Below are 17,193 nucleotides of genomic sequence, written 5' to 3' on the forward strand. Positions count from 1 at the left end.
TTGCTGCGCTGCTGGATGGCCTGGTCATCCTGTGCAGCCTCAGCGTGCTGGGCGCCCTCCTGTCCCGCCTGCACTGGACGTTCGACCTTGCCGGCCAGTTTCTGCTGCCGGCGCTGTGCATCCTGCTCGCCGTCTTCGTCTTGCTGATCGTACTGACGTTGATCCAGCCCGATGGCGCGGGTCACGGTGTCTTCATCGCGGTCGCCCTGCTGGCCCTCGCCGGTGGCGGCCTGACCCTCAGGACCCCGCCAGGACCCGCCAATCCGCAGAGCGCTCAGGCCATATCCGTCTACCAGCACAATATCTGGGTCCGGAATCCGGACATGGACGGGCTGGTTCGCGCCATGGAGTCGGCCGATGCCGACATTGTCGCGCTGGTCGAGGCCCGTCCTGACCGGTTTGCACCTTTCGAACGCCGCCTCGCCGAGCACTGGCCGCATCAGGCCTGGTCGGACAACTCGCCCATGCGCTACGCCCGCCTGAGGCTCTTGTCGAAACACGAGATCGAAAGCTGGGACGTGCGCCGCCCCCGCAAGTCCCCTGCGCTCCTTCGCGCAAGGCTTGCCACGCCGGACGGCGCGCTGACCGTCATCGTCGTCCACATGACCCGCCCATGGCCCTTCGACACGCCAAACGCCCAGATTCGGCAGTTTTCAGGCCTTCTCGAATGGATCAAGGAGGAAGACGGACCGCTCATTGTGCTGGGCGACTTCAACTCCGCTGCCTGGGGTCGGCTGGCGCAGCGGATAGTCCACGAGCAGGACTTCCAGCTCGTGAACCATCGCCACGTTCCCACATGGCCACATCTCGCCATGATCCCGATAGACCTCGCTTTCTGCCGCGACGGCGCGATTTGCAGCGACCATAGCGTCGCCGGCTTACACGGCTCTGACCACCGCGCGGTCAGCTTCAATGTTCGGCTAGCCGGGAGCGGTACGGCGCAGTGAACCGGGACGGCGCGGGGCACCGGTTAAGGCGGCCACTTGCTTGCGCGTGAGGCCTGCCCATGCCAGTCTTCGCCCACGCTCCAGTCCGCAAACAGACCGAGGAATGCCTTCATGAAAGCTGTGTACGCGATCGCCGCAGCCGCCTGCCTGCCCATGGTGGCCCAGGCCGGCCCCGTCACGCCGAGCGAGGTCGAAATGGTGCTTGAGGACTACGGCGCCACTGTCGCCAGTTCACAGGGCGTCGGCGAGAATGCCCATGTCATCAATGCAAAGCTTGATGACCTCGCCATGTATGTACGCCTCGATGAGTGCGACAGCTTCGACGAGTGCGGCCTGGTCGTCCTGTTCACGGCTTTCGAGATCGAGGATGAGATCGACGCGGAAACGCTGCAGAAGACCAATCGCTATAATGACAGCTATCCGATCGGGCGCGCTTTCGTGTACCCGTCGGAGGCTGGCGGCAACATGATCGGCATCGATTATGTCATCGATGTCTCCGGTGAATCGGTCATCGATTCGGGTGACCTGCAGCGCTTCGAGCGCGCCGTCAGGGCCTATGTCGATCACTGGACGAGCAACGAAAGCTAGGCCGGCAACGCCGGCTCCCCGCACCCCAAACGGTTGCAGTCCCTTTCGCCAAATGAGGTGATGCCTTGAAATATACGCTTCTGTCTCTTGCTGCCTCGGCAGCAGCCTTCACCGCTCACGCCGCCCCTATCACGCCTGAGGCGGCAAAGGCTGCCATCGAGGCGTCCGGCGCGATCATCAGCGACGAGAATGCGGTTGGCTCAGATGTCTACGTCATCGATGCCAGCTGGGCCGATACAAACATGAATTTTTCGGTCCGGCTAGGCGCCTGCACGGAAGCCGGCAGCTGCAGCTGGGTCATGACGTTTGCAACCTTCCAGATCTCTCCCGAAGGCTGGGAAGGCCTGCTTCAGAAGGCGAATGCCTACAATGACAGTTACCCATTCGGCCGGGCTTTTGTCCTGCCTGATGATAATGGCGCGCCAATGGCTGTCGGGATCGACTATGTCGTGAACATAGCAGACGAAGCGACCTTCGACGGCAATGACCTGGAGATGTTCCGCACCATCGTGACGAGCTTCATCGACCACTGGACCGAGGAGTCCTGACGGCCCCCTTCCATGCCCGACCAGCCCGATCTCGACACGTTTCAGGCCCTTGCTGAAGAGGCCTATGCCGGCTTGCCGGAAGAGTTCCGCAAGGCAGCGGGGCGGATTGTCATCCATGTGCAGGACATTGCCGATCGCGACGTGCTGCAGGATCTCAATATCGTCAATCCGATGCACCTGACAGGCCTCTATCAGGGCATCCCGCTGATCCATGACAGCGTCACCTTCCCGAGCCCTGAATCAGCGCGCATCTTCCTCTATCGCAAGCCCCTGCTTGCCGAGCTGCAGACCCGGCCGGACACGACGCTGACGCAGCTTATCGAGCATGTCGTGATCCACGAACTTGGCCATCATTTCGGCTGGTCGGACGAGGACATGCACGCCCTGCTGGACGAGATCGGCCACGACCATTGAGGGTTTTTGCCCCGCATGGCTTGCCCTTTCTGTTTCTCGCCCGGTAGATGGCTGAGGGAGTTACAAGACGGGAGAGCGGGCCACCATGAAAGCCTTTGCAGATCAGGACGCCACCGCGCTCGCGGCGCTGGTACGTAACAGGGAAGTGAGCCCAGGGGAGCTGCTGGACGCCGCGCTTGAGAGCGCGCGGGCCGCACAGGATGAGCTCAACTGTTTCTCGCAATTCTTCGAGGATCATGCCCGCAAGCAGATCACCGAAGGCCTGCCGGCCGGCCCTTTTGCGGGCGTGCCGTTCGCCACCAAGGATCTCGGTGTCCGCCTCGAGGGGCTGCCGCTGACCAATGGCTCGCGGGCCTTCAGGGATAATGTCGCGACGTTCGACTCCACGCTAGCCAAGCGCTATCGCGAGGCTGGCTTTGTGATCTTCGCGCAAACGACCAGCCCCGAATTCGGCCTGACGACCTCAACCGAGAGCGCGCTCTACGGCAAGACACGCAATCCGTGGGATACCGGGCGAACCTCCGGCGGCTCCTCTGGCGGCGCCTCGGCCACCGTGGCCTCCGGTGTCCTGCCCGTGGCGCATGCCAGCGATGGGGGCGGCTCGATCCGCATTCCGGCGGCATGTACCGGTCTGGTCGGGCTCAAACCCTCGCGCGGGCGCGTGCCGATGGGACCGCCGATGAGCGAGAACTGGTTCGGCCTGTCGACCCATCACTGCGTCTCCCGCAGCGTACGCGACAGCGCAGCCCTTCTCGACGCGACCCACGGCCAGGAGCCCGGTGGCCGATACATCGCCCCGCCTCCGCAGACGAGCTACCTCACCGCCTCACAACGTGATCCCCGGCCACTGAAGATCGCGCTGTGGACGACGGCACCGAATGGCGTGAGGCCGGACAAGGAGGCTGACGCTGGCCTCAAGGCGACCGGCAAGCTGCTGCAATCGCTCGGCCACCATGTCGAGGAGGCCGGACCTGCGCTTGATGGCGACGCGCTTGGCAAGGGGATGATGATGATCGTCTCCTCCTTCATGGCCGCCGTCGCTGATGAGCGCGAACAGGCTTTTGGCCGCAAGATCGGCGCAGATGATTTCGAACCGGTCTCGATGCGCTTTATCGAGCTGGGCCGGACCGTGCCGATGTCCGAACTCGTGAAGACCAACAATGCCTTCCTCGAGGCTGCATTCGCTTTCGAGACCTTCATGGACGAAGGCGGCTACGATCTCATCCTCGCGCCGACGCTGGCACGTCCGCCGGTCGAGCTCGGCGTGCTGAGCCTCGACCCGGAGGATTTCGATGCCTATGGCGAGGCCATCACAGGCTTTGCGCCATGGTGTCCGGTCTTCAACCAGACAGGCTGGCCAGCCATATCGCTGCCGCTGCACCAGACCGCAGATAACCTGCCGCTGGGCATGATGTTCGGCGCACGGCTCGGTCGCGAAGACCTGCTCTACGCCATCGCCGGCCAGATCGAGCGCGCTGCGCCATGGGCCAACCGCCGGCCGCCAGTCTGGTTCGACTGACACCATGGCCGAAGGTCTCAGGACATATGCGGGCGGCTGCCATTGCGGCGGCGTGCGTTTCGAGGTGGATCTCCCCGATCATGTCGAGGTGGAGGACTGCAACTGCTCGATCTGCGCCATGAGCGGTAATGACCACATCATCGTGCCATCCAGCCGCTTCCGGCTGACGCAAGGCGAAGAACGGCTGACCGTGTATCGCTTCAATACCGGCGCGGCCCGCCACCTGTTCTGCAAGGTGTGCGGGATCAAGAGCTTCTATGTCCCACGCTCCAATCCGGATGGCTATGCCGTGACCTGGCGCTGCCTCGACAATTGGGAGACCCTCGACGCCATGGTCACCGGCTTTGACGGCCAGAACTGGGAGGCAAATGCCGCCCGCCTGGCGCACAAGTCAAAAGCCTAGTTCGGTGGCTCATCGCCGGGCGGAGACAGTGGCGGGCCATGCCGGTCACCATGACCCCCGGGCCGACGGTCGTGGTGCTCACGCCAGCGGGCCCGGCGCTCTTCATCGACCTTCTTCAGCCACCCGACGAGGTCCTCGCGCTGGTCGAGCGTGAGGCTTGAAAGCTCGTCAGCGAGGACCGTGTGGAATGACCGGGTCAGGCGCTGGTCGGCGTCACGAATGCCGGTAAAGGCGGCCTCAACGGCAGACCGGTCGAACGGATCGGCATCCATCGCGTCGCGAAGGGCCTGTTGTGCCTGGCGTTTCTGCACCCAATAGGGCCGGGCTTCACGGAAGGCTTCACGAAACGCCTGACGCATTTCCTTGTGGGCGCTATCGGGCATGACGCTTTCCATGCCGCGGGCAATCTCGAATTCCTCGCCGCCCCCGCGGGGCCCGCGCTCATGGTGAGGGCGGTCCGGCTTGCCGATGGCATTGCCAAGGATCAGGCCAATCAAAAGCGCATTGGCGATCAACGAGACGACGAGCGCGATGCCCAGCGTCGAAAGGGCGCGGCGTCGACTCATTCGTCTACCTCCTGGATGTAGGCCTCAAAGCCATCATAGCCGAGGGCGGCATAGACAACTTCTTCCTCGGCCGTCTGATAACCGTCATCAGCAGTCGCCGGGGCACTGAAGATGCCGGCGCTCACACCCATGACAAGCGCGGCGGCCGTTGCTCCGGCCGGCCAGCGGAGACCGTTCGGAAATACCATTTCACGCAACCGACCGGCCCAGCCAGCCAGCGCCGAATGGGCCGCCGGCGCAGCCTCAAGAATACGTTCCGCCAGACCGGCGGGCACATCAGGCAAGGCCTCACGCTCAAAGGCAAGATCCAGCGCGCGCGCCTCGTCGAGCGCAACGGCAAAGCGGTCGGGATGCGCTTTGAGATGCACCATGGCCGCATCGCGCTCATCCTCTGGCCAGGCCATCGGTTCGGCGCCATAGGCGGCAATCAGATCATAAAGGCGTTCGTCTTTCATCATCCTGTCCTTCATGCGTCGCTGTCTGCTGCGAGCTCAAGACGCAGTTTGCGCCGCCCGCGCGCCAGCAGGCTTTCAAGCGCTTCGACACTGATGCCCATCACTTCGGCGGCCTCGATATTGCCGAGCCCCTCGAAGGCGCTCAGTGTCAGCGCTTCCTTCTGTCGTTCCGGCAGCCGGTCCACCAGCGCCGTAATGTGTGCGCTCGCCTGCTTCTGGGAGAGCGCCTGTTCAGGCCGGAGCGAAATATCGATCTGCTCCGGCAATTCGTCCATCAGGACCGGCTTCTTCTTCTTCAGCCGGTCGCGGCAGAGATTGATCGCGACAGTGCAGGCCCAGGTCGAGAACTTGGCCCGCTCTTCCCAGTCTGGCAGCATCTTCCACGCCCGCAGGAACGTCTCCTGCGTCACGTCTTCTGCCTCCTGCCGGTCTCGCAGCATGCGAAAGGCCACACGCCAGACAACTGGCATGTGGCGATTGACGAGTGCTGTCTGGGCCGTGCGGTCGCCAGCAGCGGCTCGTGCGATCTGGTCTCGTTCGCTGATGCCTGACACCGGGCCACAGTAGCGGCGCTGGCGCAGGATGCGAGGAAGGAATTTCCCCGCTTCCGCACCAGCGCACGCCGTGAGGTCCACTTACTGGTCAGTGCCACCATCTTCCGGCCAGTAAGGGCAATCTCCGCCATGCTTGCCGCGACCACGCTTCGCCTTCATCGCCGCGATTTCATCAGCGGTGATGATGTCGTCATCATCGACATCCAAACGGTCGAACATCATGGCGCCGCGCCCTCCGAATTCATCGGCGGAAATCACGCCATCGCCATTCGCATCCCGGCGATCAAACATCGCCTGCTGGCGAGCTTCCATGCGGCGTGCACGTTGGACGGCGCGGAAGGCTTCCATTTCAGCCATGCTGAGGCTGCCGTCACCATTGGCATCGGCTTCAGCAAACCGCTGGGCCTTGTGGGCTTCAACTTCAGCCTTCGTAATCTGGCCGTCGCCATTCGTGTCCATCTTCTCGATCATCTGGCCCCTGCCGCCATTGTACGGCTGGGCGATGGCATATCCAGCCACGCCGACCGTGGTCGTACCGGCAATGAGTGCTGCGAGTGCAAGTTTTTTCATTTCGGGTTCTTCCTCTTATTGGCCCCACACGGTGGAACGAGGAAGGCTCACTAATCCGTCGCGAGCGGTCCGATCTTTTTGCATCTAAGAGACGAAATCGCTGTTGTGACAGCCCTGTAGCGGGCTTCCAGATCCTCGAACGTCTCGCAGTTCGTCGCCAGGGCAAGACGGGTTTTCAGCCCCTGGGAAAACATGTCGGCGGTCAGTTCGGCCCCAACAGCCAATCGCTGGATCTGCTGGATGGACTGAAGGAAGGTGAAGCTCGACGTGATCGTCTCTACCTCATCAGCGCTGAGCGCCCCCTCCTCCCCAAGCGTCTCGGCAGCGTCAATCACCATGGGCAATACGCAATCCTCCTTGCCGGAAAGGAGCATGGCCTGCTGCAACACGAATTCGAGATCGATCAAACCACCTTCGACCAGCTTCAGGTCCCAGTCGCCACGCGGCGGGCGTTCCTTCCAGAGCCGGCGGCGCATGTCGAGGATATCGGTTTTGCGTTCGGCCTCCGGCTTGCCATGGATGATCGCATGACGGGCAATCTCAAGCGCGCGCTGGCCAAGCGCCTCGTCTCCGGCGACGGGCCGCAGCCGGGTCAGCGCCATCAGCTCCCAGGTCCAGGCGTCCTCATGCTGGTAACGGTCGAAAGCCTTGATGGAGGTCGCAACCGGTCCGGACCTGCCGGATGGACGCAACCGCATATCGACCTCGTAGAGGCTGCCCTCGGCAGTCTCGACGGAGATCGCAGTGATGAGGCGCTGGGCGAATTTGGTGAACCAGTGCCCGGCCTCCCCGGCAACCCCTTCTTCCGCATCGAAGATGATGATCAGGTCGAGGTCCGACCCGGCCGTCAGCTCCTTGCCACCGAGCTTGCCGAGTGCGCCGATCGACCAGTGCCCCGGCTGGGGCCCATAGCGGCGCGCGGTCTCGATCGCTGCCGCCTCGGCCATCAGCTGGACGCAATGATCTGCAAGGTCACTCCAGGCGAGCGCAGCCTGCTGGGCCGGCAGGCGTGAATGCAGCAGGCGGTGACCGATCAGGAAGGCCCGCTCATTCTGCCAGCGGCGCACCTCATCCATCTGGCTCTCGAAATCCGCCTCGCGGGAGAGGGCCGGAGGGTATTCCTGCCCACTCGGCGTCACCAGCGCCTCAAGCAGGCCCGGCTGGCGTGACAGGGTCTGCGAAAGGCGCGGGGCGATGGCGAGCGTCGTAACAAGATCTTCGAGAAGCGTGCCTTCATTGGCGAGCATGGAGAGCGTCTGGATGCCGGAGCTCAGCCCTTCGAAGAAGCGCGTGAAACGGGTGAAGGCGGTATCCGGCTCCCCTGTCCGGCTCATCGCCTCGAGCAGTTCCGGCAGCAGCCCCGTAAGCAGGCCGCGGCCGCGTTCAGTCCGCGTGGCGGGTGTCTTGCCGCGATGCCAGTTGGCAACAGTGGCGATGATGCGCGACGGGTCAGAGAAGCCGTACTTCTTCAGCGTTTCGACCGTTCCTGGATCGTCGTCGACGCCGGTGAAGACGAGATTGCCGCGCGTGGCGGTTTCCTGCTTGCGCTCTTCTTCGGCGAACAGGTCGCGATAATGATGGTTTACCCGCGCGCGGACCTCTGAGACGGCCCTGTCGAAACCGGCCAGGTCCTCATGCCCACAAAGCTTTGCCACGCGGGTGCGAGCCTCCTCCTCCTTTGGCAGGCGATGGGTCTGCTGGTCCTCAAGCATCTGGATACGGTGCTCGATGCCGCGCAGGACCTGGTAAGCCTGCGACAGCTCCTCCCCGACTGCGGCATCGACAGACCCGGCCGCGACAAGAGCGTCGAGTCCTTTCAATGTCTTCTTGTGGCGCAGGAAACTGTTGCGCCCGCCCATAATGATCTGCTGCGTCTGGACGAAGAACTCGATCTCGCGGATGCCGCCGGGTCCGAGCTTCAGGTCTGGCGACGGGTCGGCAAGATCGCTGGCGCCTGTCTGTGAATTGATCATGCGCTTGATGGCCTGGACGTCGGCAATGGCCCAATAGTCCATATGGCGGCGCCAGACGAAGGGCTCGAGCATCGCGATGAAGCGTTCACCCGCCTTCATGTCGCCTGCGCAGGATCGCGCCTTGATCCAGACCATGCGCTCCCAGTTCTGACCGACGCTCTCATAGTAGATTTCGGCCATCTGGGTGGAGACGGCAGGCGGGGTGGATCCAGGGTCGGGACGCAGACGCAGATCGGTGCGAAAGACGTAGCCATCGCCGGTGATCTCCTCAAGCAGCCCCATCGTGTCCCGCACAACCTTGCTCGCCAGCTCACCAGCTTCCGGGACGCCTTCGGCAAAAACGGCCGGATCGTAGAAGATAGCCATGTCGATGTCGGAAGAATAGTTGAGCTCGAACGCTCCCATCTTGCCGAGCGCGATCACAAACATGCCGTCAGGCTTGAGCCCGCGCATCCGCAGCGCTGACTGTAGCGCAGCATCCACGGCAAGGTCGGCGAAGCCCGTCAGATGGCCGGTAATATCCTGCAGAGGGGCAGCGCCAGAGAGGTCCATGGCAGCAACAGCCATATGGTTCTTGAGCTTCGCCTGGCGCAGCGCGGCCATGACCTCGTCTCGCGTCTCGAGACCTGCCGCCGCTTCGGCTTGTTTCATGGCATCCGCAGCCAGGACAGCCGGCCCATCTGCCTTCAGGAGAGCCAGCGCATCGGGGGCCCGCCGGACCAGTCTCGCGAGATAAGGGGCAAGCTGTGCGCCGGCGTCGAAGGCATCATGGCCGCTGTCGGCAAGAGGTCTGATCTCCAACATGGGATGTCTCTTACTTGTCTCGCGGCAGGGTTAAAACCGCTTTCAGGCCTTTTGGCTGAGGCGGTCCATGTGTCCACAACAGATCGAGGTGCCCCTTGTGCAGCTCGGCCACCGCATCGGCCAGGGCAAGACCAAGCCCGGACCCGGCCTGGGTCCGCGCGGAATCAAGCCGGAAGAAACGCTCCTTGGCCTTGTCGCGCATATGTTCAGCAATGCCCGGACCATCATCGGACACAGTGATGATGACCGAGTCGGAGCTACGCCGCGCCGTAAAGGTGATCTCGCCATTTTCCGGCGTGTATTTCAGTGCGTTGTCGAGCAGGTTCGAGACCGCCTGCGCAATCAGTTCGCGGTCTCCGAGCACGATGATCGGCTGGGAGATGTCGCTGTTGAAGATGAGCCCCGCATCTTCGCAGGCCGGCTCATAAAGCTCGGCGAGTTCTTCAAGGACCTCGTGCAGATCGATCTTCACCATCCGCCCTTCGGAACCGGCATCAAGCCGCGAAAGCCGCAGGATGGCGTTGAAGGTCAGCAGCACCCGGTCGACTTCCTCCACTGTGCTGGCAAGGGTCTCGCGCGCCGTATCGGTATCCATGTCGGACAGGAGCGTGGTCTCCAACCGGTTGCGCAGGCGCGAGAGCGGTGAGCGGAGATCATGTGCGATAGCATCGCCGGAATGCCGGCTTGCCGCCATCAGGCGCTCAAGTTTTTCCAGCATGGTATTCAGATGCGTTGCCAGCCGGTCGAACTCGTCACCGGAGCCCTGGACAGGCGCGCGGATGGAGAGATTGCCTGCAACGATTTCTTCGGTCGTGCGGGTCAACTGCTCGGCGCGCCGGGCAGCGTAGCGGGAGATGAAGATCCCCCCGATCAGGGCCAGCAGCACGCCAATCGGCGCCGCCGTCGTGACGGCTTGGGTAATGCGCCGGACAATCCGCCCGCGTTCGCCCGTCTCGATGGCGACGAGAAGGACATTGCCATTGGCCAGCTTCACGATCCGGCCCTCAGCCTCGGTGACGACTGCCTCGCCATTGCCGCGCGGCATCTCGATCGACAGGCTGACCATGCTGACTTCGCCAACCGTTTCAGGCGGAGAGACCGGCAAATAGGGAAAGTCCCCGATGATGCGTTCGCCGTCAGGGGTTTCCAGCTGATAACGAAAAGGGGCGCCCGGAACGAGCGCCCTCTCGATGACAGATTGTTCGAGGCGTTCCAGACCGCCAGCATTATAGGCCAGGCCAAGCGCCCGCATCTCCGCATCCAGCCGCTGGTCGGCTTCTGCACGCAGAGAGCCGACCGTCGCCTGATACAGATAGGCGAGCAGCAGGAACGAGAACAGCCCGAACAGGACTGAGTAGACGAGCGCCAGCCGGAAGGTTGAGGTCCGGACAAAGGCGAAGGGGCCTGACTTCATGCCTGTAGGCAGTAACCCGCACCGCGCACCGTTTGAAGGAGGGCCTCGTCAAAATCCTTGTCAATTTTCGCGCGAAGTCGCGAAATATGGACATCGATGACATTGGTCTGGGGGTCGAAATGGTAGTCCCAGACCTTCTCAAGCAGCATCGTGCGGGTCACGACCTGACCGGCATGGCGCATCAGGAATTCCAGAAGACGGAATTCGCGCGGCTGCAGGTCGATCTTCTGGCCCTGGCGCCAAACCTTGCGGTCCAGCAGGTCCATTTCGAGATCACCGACTCTCAGCTTGGTCACCGGCGGCTCGTCCTGGACCTGACGGCGGCCCAGTGCCTCGACACGCGCGGCCAGTTCTGCCGGCGCGAAGGGTTTGGCGAGATAATCGTCTGCGCCGACCTTCAGACCTTCGACACGGTTGTCGACATCCGAGAGCGCCGAAAGGAAGAGAGCCGGCGTCTGCCCGCCCCCATTCCGGTATTCCTCAACGAGCTTCAGCCCGTCCTTTTCCGGCAGCATCCGATCGACAACGAGCGCGTCGAACGCCCCATCACGGGCCAGGGCAAGGCCGTTGGCGCCGTCATAGGCCGTTTCCACGTCATGGCCGGCTTCTGAGAGCACCTTGTTGATGAATGTCGCGTGCTCGCGATCATCCTCGATTATCAGGACCCGCATCATGGGCACTCCTTTACTATCAGTCTTCAGACTGCTCGCCGATGTCGGTGGTAACGAACATTGTCCGCTGGCCGTTCCGCACAGCGAGAAGCAGCTTGTCACGCCCCTTCGCCTTCACGTCTGCGATTGCCTTCTCCAGGTCATCAACCGAGGAGACCGGCATGTTCGCAGCCGACAGAAGCGCCATGCCCGGGCGAATGCCCAGTTCGCGCAGCGGACTGTCGGATTCCAAGTCACCGATGATCAGGCCGGCTTCGTCATCGTCCAGCCCCATCGCCTTGCGGGCGGCACTGTCGAGCGGACGCAGGCTCACGCCGAGCGGACCTTCTTCAGCCTCGCCGCCTGATGAGTCCGGGCTGTTGGAGCCTGACGGTGCCAGCTCACTCGGATCTACCGGGCGTTCGCCCACGGTGACATTGATTTCCTGACGCTCGCCGTCCCGCAGAACGGTGAATTTGTTTTTCGAGCCGGCCATCAGGCCGCCGACCATGCGGGTCACGGAAGTTGCGTCAGTCGCATCGCGGCCATTGACCGAGAGGATGACATCTCCACGTTGCAGGCCGGCCTTGCGAGCCGGGCTCTCATCATTGACGTCGGCAATAATCGCGCCCTTGGCCTCTTTCAGACCCTGCGCCTCTGCCATATCCCGGGTGACATCCTGGATGGTCACACCCAGCCAGCCACGCGACACCTTACCGTCCTTGATAAGGGCATTTGTAACTTCGATAGCCAGTTCCGCCGGAATGGCGAAACCGATGCCGACGGAGCCGCCGGTCGGGGAGAAGATTGCCGTGTTAACACCGACCACTCGGCCCTGAAGGTCAAAGGTCGGGCCACCGGAATTGCCGCGGTTGATGGCTGCGTCGATCTGCAGGAAGTCGGTATACGGGCTGTCGCCGCCAAGCTCGCGCCCATCGGCGGACAGGATGCCAGCGGTTGCCGTACCACCCAGACCGAACGGGTTGCCGAGCGCGACGACCCAGTCGCCGCGGCGAAGCCGGGTATCGGATTCGAACTCGACATAGGGATATGTGCCGGGGTCGGTGACCTTGATCACCGCCAGGTCGGTCTGCGGGTCTGTGCCGACGAGTTCTGCTTCAAGCTCGCGGCCATCTTCCAGTACAACCTCGATTTCGGTTGCATCCTGGACGACGTGATTGTTGGTGACGATGAAGCCTTCATCGGAAATGAAGAAACCGGACCCGAGCGAGCGGGCCTCACGGGTGCGAGGCTCTTCCTCCTGCTCACCCTCCTCATTTTCGCGGTCGCGCATATAGTCATCGAAGCCGGGCAAGCCACGGAAGCGTTCGAAGAACTCTTCCATATTGCCCATGTTGGAGACTTCACGCTCGGAAACCACGTTCACGCTGACGACTGCCGGGCTGACCTCTTCAATCAGATCAGCGAAACTCATGGGGGCACCCTTTGGCGCCTGGATCGTGATGGGCTGCTTGGCGTCGGCCTGCTGGAAGGTTTGTGGTGCGTAGACCAGCGCTCCTGTCAGACCGGCGCCTGCTATTGCGGCCGCCAGAGCCTGCTTCGATATACCAAACGACTTCATCTTGATCACTCAACCTCCTGAAACGTGTCTCGGCCTATCAATATTGGGCGCGATGCTAGGATAGTGCCAGCATGGAAGTGAATTAAACATCATTTAGACATGAGTAAGGCACTCAGGCGTTTTCATTGGATTTTTCGGCGGGTTGCGGTGTGATCCGAGTTCTTATGATTGTCTCGCTATCGAACGTCCTGTGCACCGGGCAACGCTCGGCAATCTCCCCAAGGCGGGCGATCTGGTCTTCGTCCAGCGCGCCTTCGACTTCTATTTCCAGCGCGAATACATCAACCTTGTCTCCGGGCTCACAGGTCTTGCAGTCTTCAGCGTGCGCCTTGTTGTAGTTCACCCGGACAGTGACCCGCTCGAGTGGCCATGACTTCCGCCGCGCATACATGCGAAGCGTCATTGCCGTACAGGCGCCCAGCCCTGCTGTGACCCACTCATAGGGGTCAGGCCCGGTATCGGCGCCGCCAATCTCTTCCGGTTCGTCGGCTAGGTATCGCTTGCCATTGATGAGGACCTCGTTCTGGAAATCGCTCGCCTCGCCCGTCTCACGAACGATCACGTCATGGGTCTGTTCAAGCAGGTCACCACCCTCGGCAGCTCCAGCCAGGTAGCGGTTCGCCCAGGCCGCAATCATGCTGGCCGCGAATGCGCTGTCTTCAGGCTTCGAGAGGAAATGATCTGCCCCATCCAGGCTGATGAAGCTCTTGGGGTGGAGGGCCGCGATGAACAGCCCGCTCGCATTGTCGATGCCGACCACTTCATCGGTTGGCCCATGCAGGATCAGCAGTGGCAGACGAAGCGTGCTGACCGCCTCGCCCACATCGGAGGCCCGCAGGTCTTCCACGAACTGCTTCGTGATCACGAATGGCCGGCCGCCCAGCTTCACCTGCGCACGGCCCTTTTCCTCGATATCCTCGATGCGGTCAGCGAAATGGTGGATTACATGGCCGGCATCAGACGGGGCGCCGATCGTCGCCACGGCTTTAACGCCATCGATCTTCTTCGCAGCAACAATGACGGCAGCCCCGCCCAGCGAGTGACCAACGAGCAGGTCAGGCGCGCGACCGGTGCCCGCCATCCAGCCGGCGGCTGCGACAAGGTCAGCGACATTGCTGGAAAAATCCGTCGATGCGAAGTCGCCATCGGATTCACCAAGCCCGGTAAAATCGAAGCGCAGGACGCCGATGCCGCGTTCGGCCAGGCCCTTGGCGACGCGCAAGGCGGCGAAGGATTGTTTTGAACAGGTGAAACAGTGCGCCACGATTGCCCAGCCGCGCAGCGTGCCAACAGGATGGTCTATTCGTCCGGCCAGGGTCTGGCCGTCCGATCCCTCGAATTGAACGGTTTCGGTTTGCATTCCCGGTCTCCTTCCACGTCGCGCCTAACGGGCAGATAGGACCATGGATGCCTGCCGGCCATCAAAACCTTTGTGACCTCAGGGTGAGCCAGCCTCTTCAGGGTCCACCGGCTCGACCGCGCCAGAAGCGTTCGAGCCACCCCGCCGCAGCGCAAAGATGAGAGCGCCCCCTGCAATGAGCAGGACAAAAGGTGCGCCCCAGAGCAGCCAGCCGCCGGGCCCTTCCGAACTCGGACGGAAAAGCACGAACTCGCCATAGCGTTCTGAAAACCAGTCCCTGATCTCCTCATCCGACATGCCATCGGCCACCATCGCGCGCACCCGGTCCCGCATGTCTGCGGCAATGTCGGAGCCGGAATTGGAGATCGGTTCATTCTCGCAAGCCACACAGCGGATCTCGCGCATCAGATCCTGCGCGCGGGCTTCCTGCTTCGGGTCATCGAGCTGTGCGCCGCCCTCAGCGGCAAAGAGCACCAGAAGAGCCGCCAGAACCGCCTTCATGCCGTTTCCTCCTCCGCATCCTTGCGTGTCCGTGTGCGCTTGCCTGCCATACTGAGGCCCGCGCCAAGGGCGATGAGCACGACTCCAAGGTACACGAAATCGATAAGCGGGTTGAGGAAGACCTCGAAGGTCCAGCGGGTCTCGCCTGCCCGGTTCCGCCGGCCATCGCCGAGCGCAATATAGAGATCGCTCGTACCGGTCTTGTGGATGGCGGTTTCAGTCGTGGGCATACGCGCGGCCGGATAATAGCGTTTCTGCGGCTGCATCTGCGCTGCCGTTCCACCGCGAACAGCCGTCAGCGTTGCACGCTCGGCATACCAGTTCGGGCCTTCGACGCTGGAAACGTCGTCGAGACGGACGTCCCAGCCGGCCACCGTCTGCGTCTCGCCCTCCTGCAGGGCGAGCGTCGTCTGCGTCCGGCCAGAACTCTGCAGCACGGCACCGATCACGAAGATGCCAAGCCCGGCATGCGCGAGCGTCATGCCCCAGACTCGCAGCGGCATTTTCGGTAGGCGGGCAAACGTCTTTGCCCGTCGCCAGATTTCCTGCCCGGCTCCAAAGATCAGCCAGACGCCCAGGGCAAGTCCGACACCGGCCAGCAACGGTATGTTCAGCGGGCCAATGCCCGCGAGCCAGAACGCCGCGACGATCCCGGCAAAACCAAGCGCCCATTTCCAGAGCGAGGACAGGTCCGCTTTACCCCAGGCCCAGGCCTGCACGACCGGGAGAGCCACAAGAGCGAGCGCCATGATCGGCGTGAAAGTCAGATTGAAGTACGGTTCACCGACAGAAATGGTCTGCCCCACCGCCTCGGCGATCAGCGGAAACAGTGTGCCTAGAAGGACGGTGAAGGTCGCGACTGTCAGGATGAGATTATTGCCCATCAGCGCCCCTTCCCTGCTGGTCGCCAGCCATTCCGGGCCACCCGAAAGCTTCGGCGCGCGCAGGGCGAACAGCACAAGCGCCGCGCCACCAAGAATGAGAAGCCCAGCCAGAAGGACCGACCCGCGCAGCGGGTCGACAGCGAAGGAGTGAACCGAGGTCAGCACACCGGAGCGCACAAGGAACGCCCCCAGCAGTGAGAAGCAGAAGGCGAGCACCGCCAGCAAGGCTGTCCAGGCCGAGAAGCTGCCGCGCTTTTCCGTCACGATGATGGAGTGCATCAGTGCCGCGCCGATCAGCCAGGGCATCAGGCTGGCATTCTCGACCGGGTCCCAGAACCACCAGCCACCCCAGCCAAGCTCGTAATACGCCCAGTAGCTGCCAAGCGCGATGCCGAGTGTCAGGGGCACAAAGGCCGCGAGCGCCCAGCCGCGCGCCTGCTTGGCCCATTGCCGGTCAATCCGGCCCTCGATCAGGCCGGCGGCCGCAAGCGCAAAGACAAAGGAGTAGCCGACATAGCCGAGGTAAAGCATCGGCGGATGGATCGCGAGCGCCGGGTCCTGCAGCAGCGGATTAAGCCCTTGCCCCTGCAGCGGCGCCGGGTCCAACCGGGTAAATGGTGACGAAGCAAAAAGCAGATAGGCCAGCGATGCAAGGTTGAGCAGGCCCTGTACACCAAGCGCGCGCGACTCGAATTTTGGCCGGTCAGACTTCATCAGCCATCCGCCAGCTGCGCCGAAGCCAAGCCCGACAAGGCACCACAGCGCCATCGAGCCTTCATGGTTTCCCCATGTCCCGGCGATCTTGTAGCCGAAGGGCTTCAGCGTGTGGGAATGCGCGGCCACCAGCTCAACGGAGAAGTCAGATCGCGCAAAGGCATAGACCAGCGTAAAGAAGGCAAAACCCATGGCTGCAAAGCCAAGCCCGGCAAAGAGGCCGGACTGGTCCCTGTCGCCCCTCAGTCCGAAGCCTGCCTGCAGGCCACAGAAAACGAGCGCGAGGAAGGCTGCGAAATGCCCCGCTTCAATCATGAAGTCGCCTGCCGGGCCTTCTTCAGCTCGCGAGGTTCATAGTTCTCGTCATGCTTGGCGAGGATGCTGTCGGCGGTGAAGTCGCCCGTCTCGCCGAAACGGCCGGTTGCCACCACGCCCTCGCCTTCACGGAACAGATCCGGGGTAATGCCAGTATAGCTGACCTCGACTGTCTCGCCGGAGCCATCCTCAATGAGAAAGGTCATGTCGGCGCCGTCACCATAGGCAATAGAGCCTTCCTGGACCCAGCCGCCCACACGCACACGCTTGCCCGATTCCGGCATGCCCTGCTCGGCGATCAGGCCGGGGGTATAGAACAGGTCGGCATGCTGGCGCAGCGCGACTGTCGCCAGCGCGACAGCCCCGATCAGCAGCGTTGCTGCCGCCCCGACACCCCAGAGTCTCTTCGTCCTAGCTCTCATGCGCGCATCC

General features: G+C 62.7%; 18 protein-coding genes. 6 read left to right on the plus strand and 12 right to left on the minus strand.

Translation table 11 applies throughout. The annotated features are described in order from the left end of the window. The first annotated feature begins 44 nt into the window (after positions 1 to 44). From Q1K29_RS08965 to Q1K29_RS08990, 6 genes are all read left to right on the plus strand, one after another. A complete protein-coding gene (locus tag Q1K29_RS08965; RefSeq protein WP_300393571.1) occupies positions 45 to 947 on the plus strand; it encodes an endonuclease/exonuclease/phosphatase family protein in 903 nt (300 codons plus the stop codon). A 111-nt stretch (positions 948 to 1,058) separates the two neighbouring features. Beyond that, positions 1,059 to 1,535 carry a YbjN domain-containing protein gene (locus Q1K29_RS08970; protein ID WP_300393574.1) on the plus strand — a complete coding sequence of 159 codons (477 nt, stop codon included), beginning with the start codon at positions 1,059 to 1,061 and terminating at the stop codon, positions 1,533 to 1,535. A gap of 65 nt (positions 1,536 to 1,600) precedes the next feature. Beyond that, complete coding sequence (locus Q1K29_RS08975) at positions 1,601 to 2,083, plus strand: YbjN domain-containing protein (RefSeq protein ID WP_300393577.1); 483 nt, start codon at positions 1,601 to 1,603, stop codon at positions 2,081 to 2,083. Positions 2,084 to 2,095: 12 nt separating this feature from the next. Further along, entirely contained in the window at positions 2,096 to 2,497 is a 402-nt protein-coding gene (locus tag Q1K29_RS08980; RefSeq protein WP_300393580.1) for a metallopeptidase family protein, read from the plus strand. 85 nt (positions 2,498 to 2,582) lie between these two features. After that, positions 2,583 to 4,016 (plus strand): amidase, encoded by a 1,434-nt coding sequence (locus Q1K29_RS08985; RefSeq protein ID WP_300393583.1) that lies wholly within the window; start codon positions 2,583 to 2,585, stop codon positions 4,014 to 4,016. Between the two features lie 4 nt (positions 4,017 to 4,020). Continuing rightward, on the plus strand, positions 4,021 to 4,419 hold the full coding sequence (locus Q1K29_RS08990; RefSeq protein WP_300393586.1) for a GFA family protein: 399 nt from the start codon (positions 4,021 to 4,023) through the stop codon (positions 4,417 to 4,419). On the opposite strand, the gene Q1K29_RS08995 is transcribed toward Q1K29_RS08990, so the two are convergent. The 12 genes from Q1K29_RS08995 to Q1K29_RS09050 all read right to left on the minus strand — a co-directional run bounded on the left by Q1K29_RS08995 (position 4,416) and on the right by Q1K29_RS09050 (position 17,183). Further along, positions 4,416 to 4,985, minus strand: a complete 570-nt coding sequence (locus Q1K29_RS08995; protein ID WP_300393589.1) for a periplasmic heavy metal sensor — start codon at positions 4,983 to 4,985, stop codon at positions 4,416 to 4,418. The genes Q1K29_RS08990 and Q1K29_RS08995 overlap by 4 nt on opposite strands. Then, positions 4,982 to 5,455 carry a hypothetical protein gene (locus Q1K29_RS09000; RefSeq protein ID WP_300393591.1) on the minus strand — a complete coding sequence of 158 codons (474 nt, stop codon included), beginning with the start codon at positions 5,453 to 5,455 and terminating at the stop codon, positions 4,982 to 4,984. Before Q1K29_RS09000 ends, Q1K29_RS08995 begins: the two co-directional genes overlap by 4 nt. Beyond that, the gene (locus Q1K29_RS09005; RefSeq protein ID WP_300393593.1) at positions 5,452 to 6,075 is read right to left on the minus strand and encodes a sigma-70 family RNA polymerase sigma factor; all 624 of its coding nucleotides are present in this window, start codon (positions 6,073 to 6,075) and stop codon (positions 5,452 to 5,454) included. Before Q1K29_RS09005 ends, Q1K29_RS09000 begins: the two co-directional genes overlap by 4 nt. Then, on the minus strand, positions 6,076 to 6,564 hold the full coding sequence (locus tag Q1K29_RS09010; protein WP_300393596.1) for an EF-hand domain-containing protein: 489 nt from the start codon (positions 6,562 to 6,564) through the stop codon (positions 6,076 to 6,078). Positions 6,565 to 6,614: 50 nt separating this feature from the next. Next, positions 6,615 to 9,341 carry a bifunctional [glutamine synthetase] adenylyltransferase/[glutamine synthetase]-adenylyl-L-tyrosine phosphorylase gene (locus Q1K29_RS09015; protein WP_300393597.1) on the minus strand — a complete coding sequence of 909 codons (2,727 nt, stop codon included), beginning with the start codon at positions 9,339 to 9,341 and terminating at the stop codon, positions 6,615 to 6,617. Between the two features lie 10 nt (positions 9,342 to 9,351). Beyond that, positions 9,352 to 10,755 carry a HAMP domain-containing sensor histidine kinase gene (locus tag Q1K29_RS09020; protein WP_300393600.1) on the minus strand — a complete coding sequence of 468 codons (1,404 nt, stop codon included), beginning with the start codon at positions 10,753 to 10,755 and terminating at the stop codon, positions 9,352 to 9,354. Next, on the minus strand, positions 10,752 to 11,426 hold the full coding sequence (locus tag Q1K29_RS09025) for a response regulator transcription factor (RefSeq protein ID WP_300394061.1): 675 nt from the start codon (positions 11,424 to 11,426) through the stop codon (positions 10,752 to 10,754). Before Q1K29_RS09025 ends, Q1K29_RS09020 begins: the two co-directional genes overlap by 4 nt. Positions 11,427 to 11,445: 19 nt before the next feature. After that, the gene (locus Q1K29_RS09030) at positions 11,446 to 12,987 is read right to left on the minus strand and encodes a Do family serine endopeptidase (RefSeq protein WP_300394064.1); all 1,542 of its coding nucleotides are present in this window, start codon (positions 12,985 to 12,987) and stop codon (positions 11,446 to 11,448) included. Positions 12,988 to 13,099: 112 nt separating this feature from the next. Then, entirely contained in the window at positions 13,100 to 14,347 is a 1,248-nt protein-coding gene (locus tag Q1K29_RS09035) for a bifunctional alpha/beta hydrolase/OsmC family protein (protein WP_300393603.1), read from the minus strand. Between the two features lie 78 nt (positions 14,348 to 14,425). Further along, positions 14,426 to 14,848, minus strand: coding sequence for a cytochrome c-type biogenesis protein (locus Q1K29_RS09040; protein ID WP_300393605.1), 423 nt, complete (start codon positions 14,846 to 14,848; stop codon positions 14,426 to 14,428). Beyond that, complete coding sequence (locus tag Q1K29_RS09045; protein ID WP_300393608.1) at positions 14,845 to 16,761, minus strand: heme lyase CcmF/NrfE family subunit; 1,917 nt, start codon at positions 16,759 to 16,761, stop codon at positions 14,845 to 14,847. Before Q1K29_RS09045 ends, Q1K29_RS09040 begins: the two co-directional genes overlap by 4 nt. Further along, positions 16,758 to 17,183, minus strand: a complete 426-nt coding sequence (locus Q1K29_RS09050; RefSeq protein WP_300393610.1) for a cytochrome c maturation protein CcmE — start codon at positions 17,181 to 17,183, stop codon at positions 16,758 to 16,760. Before Q1K29_RS09050 ends, Q1K29_RS09045 begins: the two co-directional genes overlap by 4 nt. Positions 17,184 to 17,193: the final 10 nt, after the last annotated feature.

Source organism: Henriciella sp. (assembly GCF_029937755.1).
Classification (GTDB): domain Bacteria; phylum Pseudomonadota; class Alphaproteobacteria; order Caulobacterales; family Hyphomonadaceae; genus Henriciella.

Excerpts from the sequence above, each read along its gene's own strand:
- Q1K29_RS09030 (WP_300394064.1), bottom strand. The coding sequence starts at position 12,987 with ATGAAGTCGTTTGGTATATCGAAGCAGGCTCTGGCGGCCGCAATAGCA.
- Q1K29_RS08990 (WP_300393586.1), top strand. The coding sequence starts at position 4,021 with ATGGCCGAAGGTCTCAGGACATATGCGGGCGGCTGCCATTGCGGCGGC.
- Q1K29_RS08980 (WP_300393580.1), top strand. The coding sequence starts at position 2,096 with ATGCCCGACCAGCCCGATCTCGACACGTTTCAGGCCCTTGCTGAAGAG.
- Q1K29_RS08995 (WP_300393589.1), bottom strand. The coding sequence starts at position 4,985 with ATGAGTCGACGCCGCGCCCTTTCGACGCTGGGCATCGCGCTCGTCGTC.
- Q1K29_RS08985 (WP_300393583.1), top strand. The coding sequence starts at position 2,583 with ATGAAAGCCTTTGCAGATCAGGACGCCACCGCGCTCGCGGCGCTGGTA.
- Q1K29_RS09015 (WP_300393597.1), bottom strand. The coding sequence starts at position 9,341 with ATGTTGGAGATCAGACCTCTTGCCGACAGCGGCCATGATGCCTTCGAC.
- Q1K29_RS09010 (WP_300393596.1), bottom strand. The coding sequence starts at position 6,564 with ATGAAAAAACTTGCACTCGCAGCACTCATTGCCGGTACGACCACGGTC.
- Q1K29_RS09025 (WP_300394061.1), bottom strand. The coding sequence starts at position 11,426 with ATGCGGGTCCTGATAATCGAGGATGATCGCGAGCACGCGACATTCATC.
- Q1K29_RS09000 (WP_300393591.1), bottom strand. The coding sequence starts at position 5,455 with ATGAAGGACAGGATGATGAAAGACGAACGCCTTTATGATCTGATTGCC.
- Q1K29_RS09035 (WP_300393603.1), bottom strand. The coding sequence starts at position 14,347 with ATGCAAACCGAAACCGTTCAATTCGAGGGATCGGACGGCCAGACCCTG.
- Q1K29_RS09045 (WP_300393608.1), bottom strand. The coding sequence starts at position 16,761 with ATGATTGAAGCGGGGCATTTCGCAGCCTTCCTCGCGCTCGTTTTCTGT.
- Q1K29_RS09020 (WP_300393600.1), bottom strand. The coding sequence starts at position 10,755 with ATGAAGTCAGGCCCCTTCGCCTTTGTCCGGACCTCAACCTTCCGGCTG.
- Q1K29_RS09040 (WP_300393605.1), bottom strand. The coding sequence starts at position 14,848 with ATGAAGGCGGTTCTGGCGGCTCTTCTGGTGCTCTTTGCCGCTGAGGGC.
- Q1K29_RS09050 (WP_300393610.1), bottom strand. The coding sequence starts at position 17,183 with ATGAGAGCTAGGACGAAGAGACTCTGGGGTGTCGGGGCGGCAGCAACG.
- Q1K29_RS08970 (WP_300393574.1), top strand. The coding sequence starts at position 1,059 with ATGAAAGCTGTGTACGCGATCGCCGCAGCCGCCTGCCTGCCCATGGTG.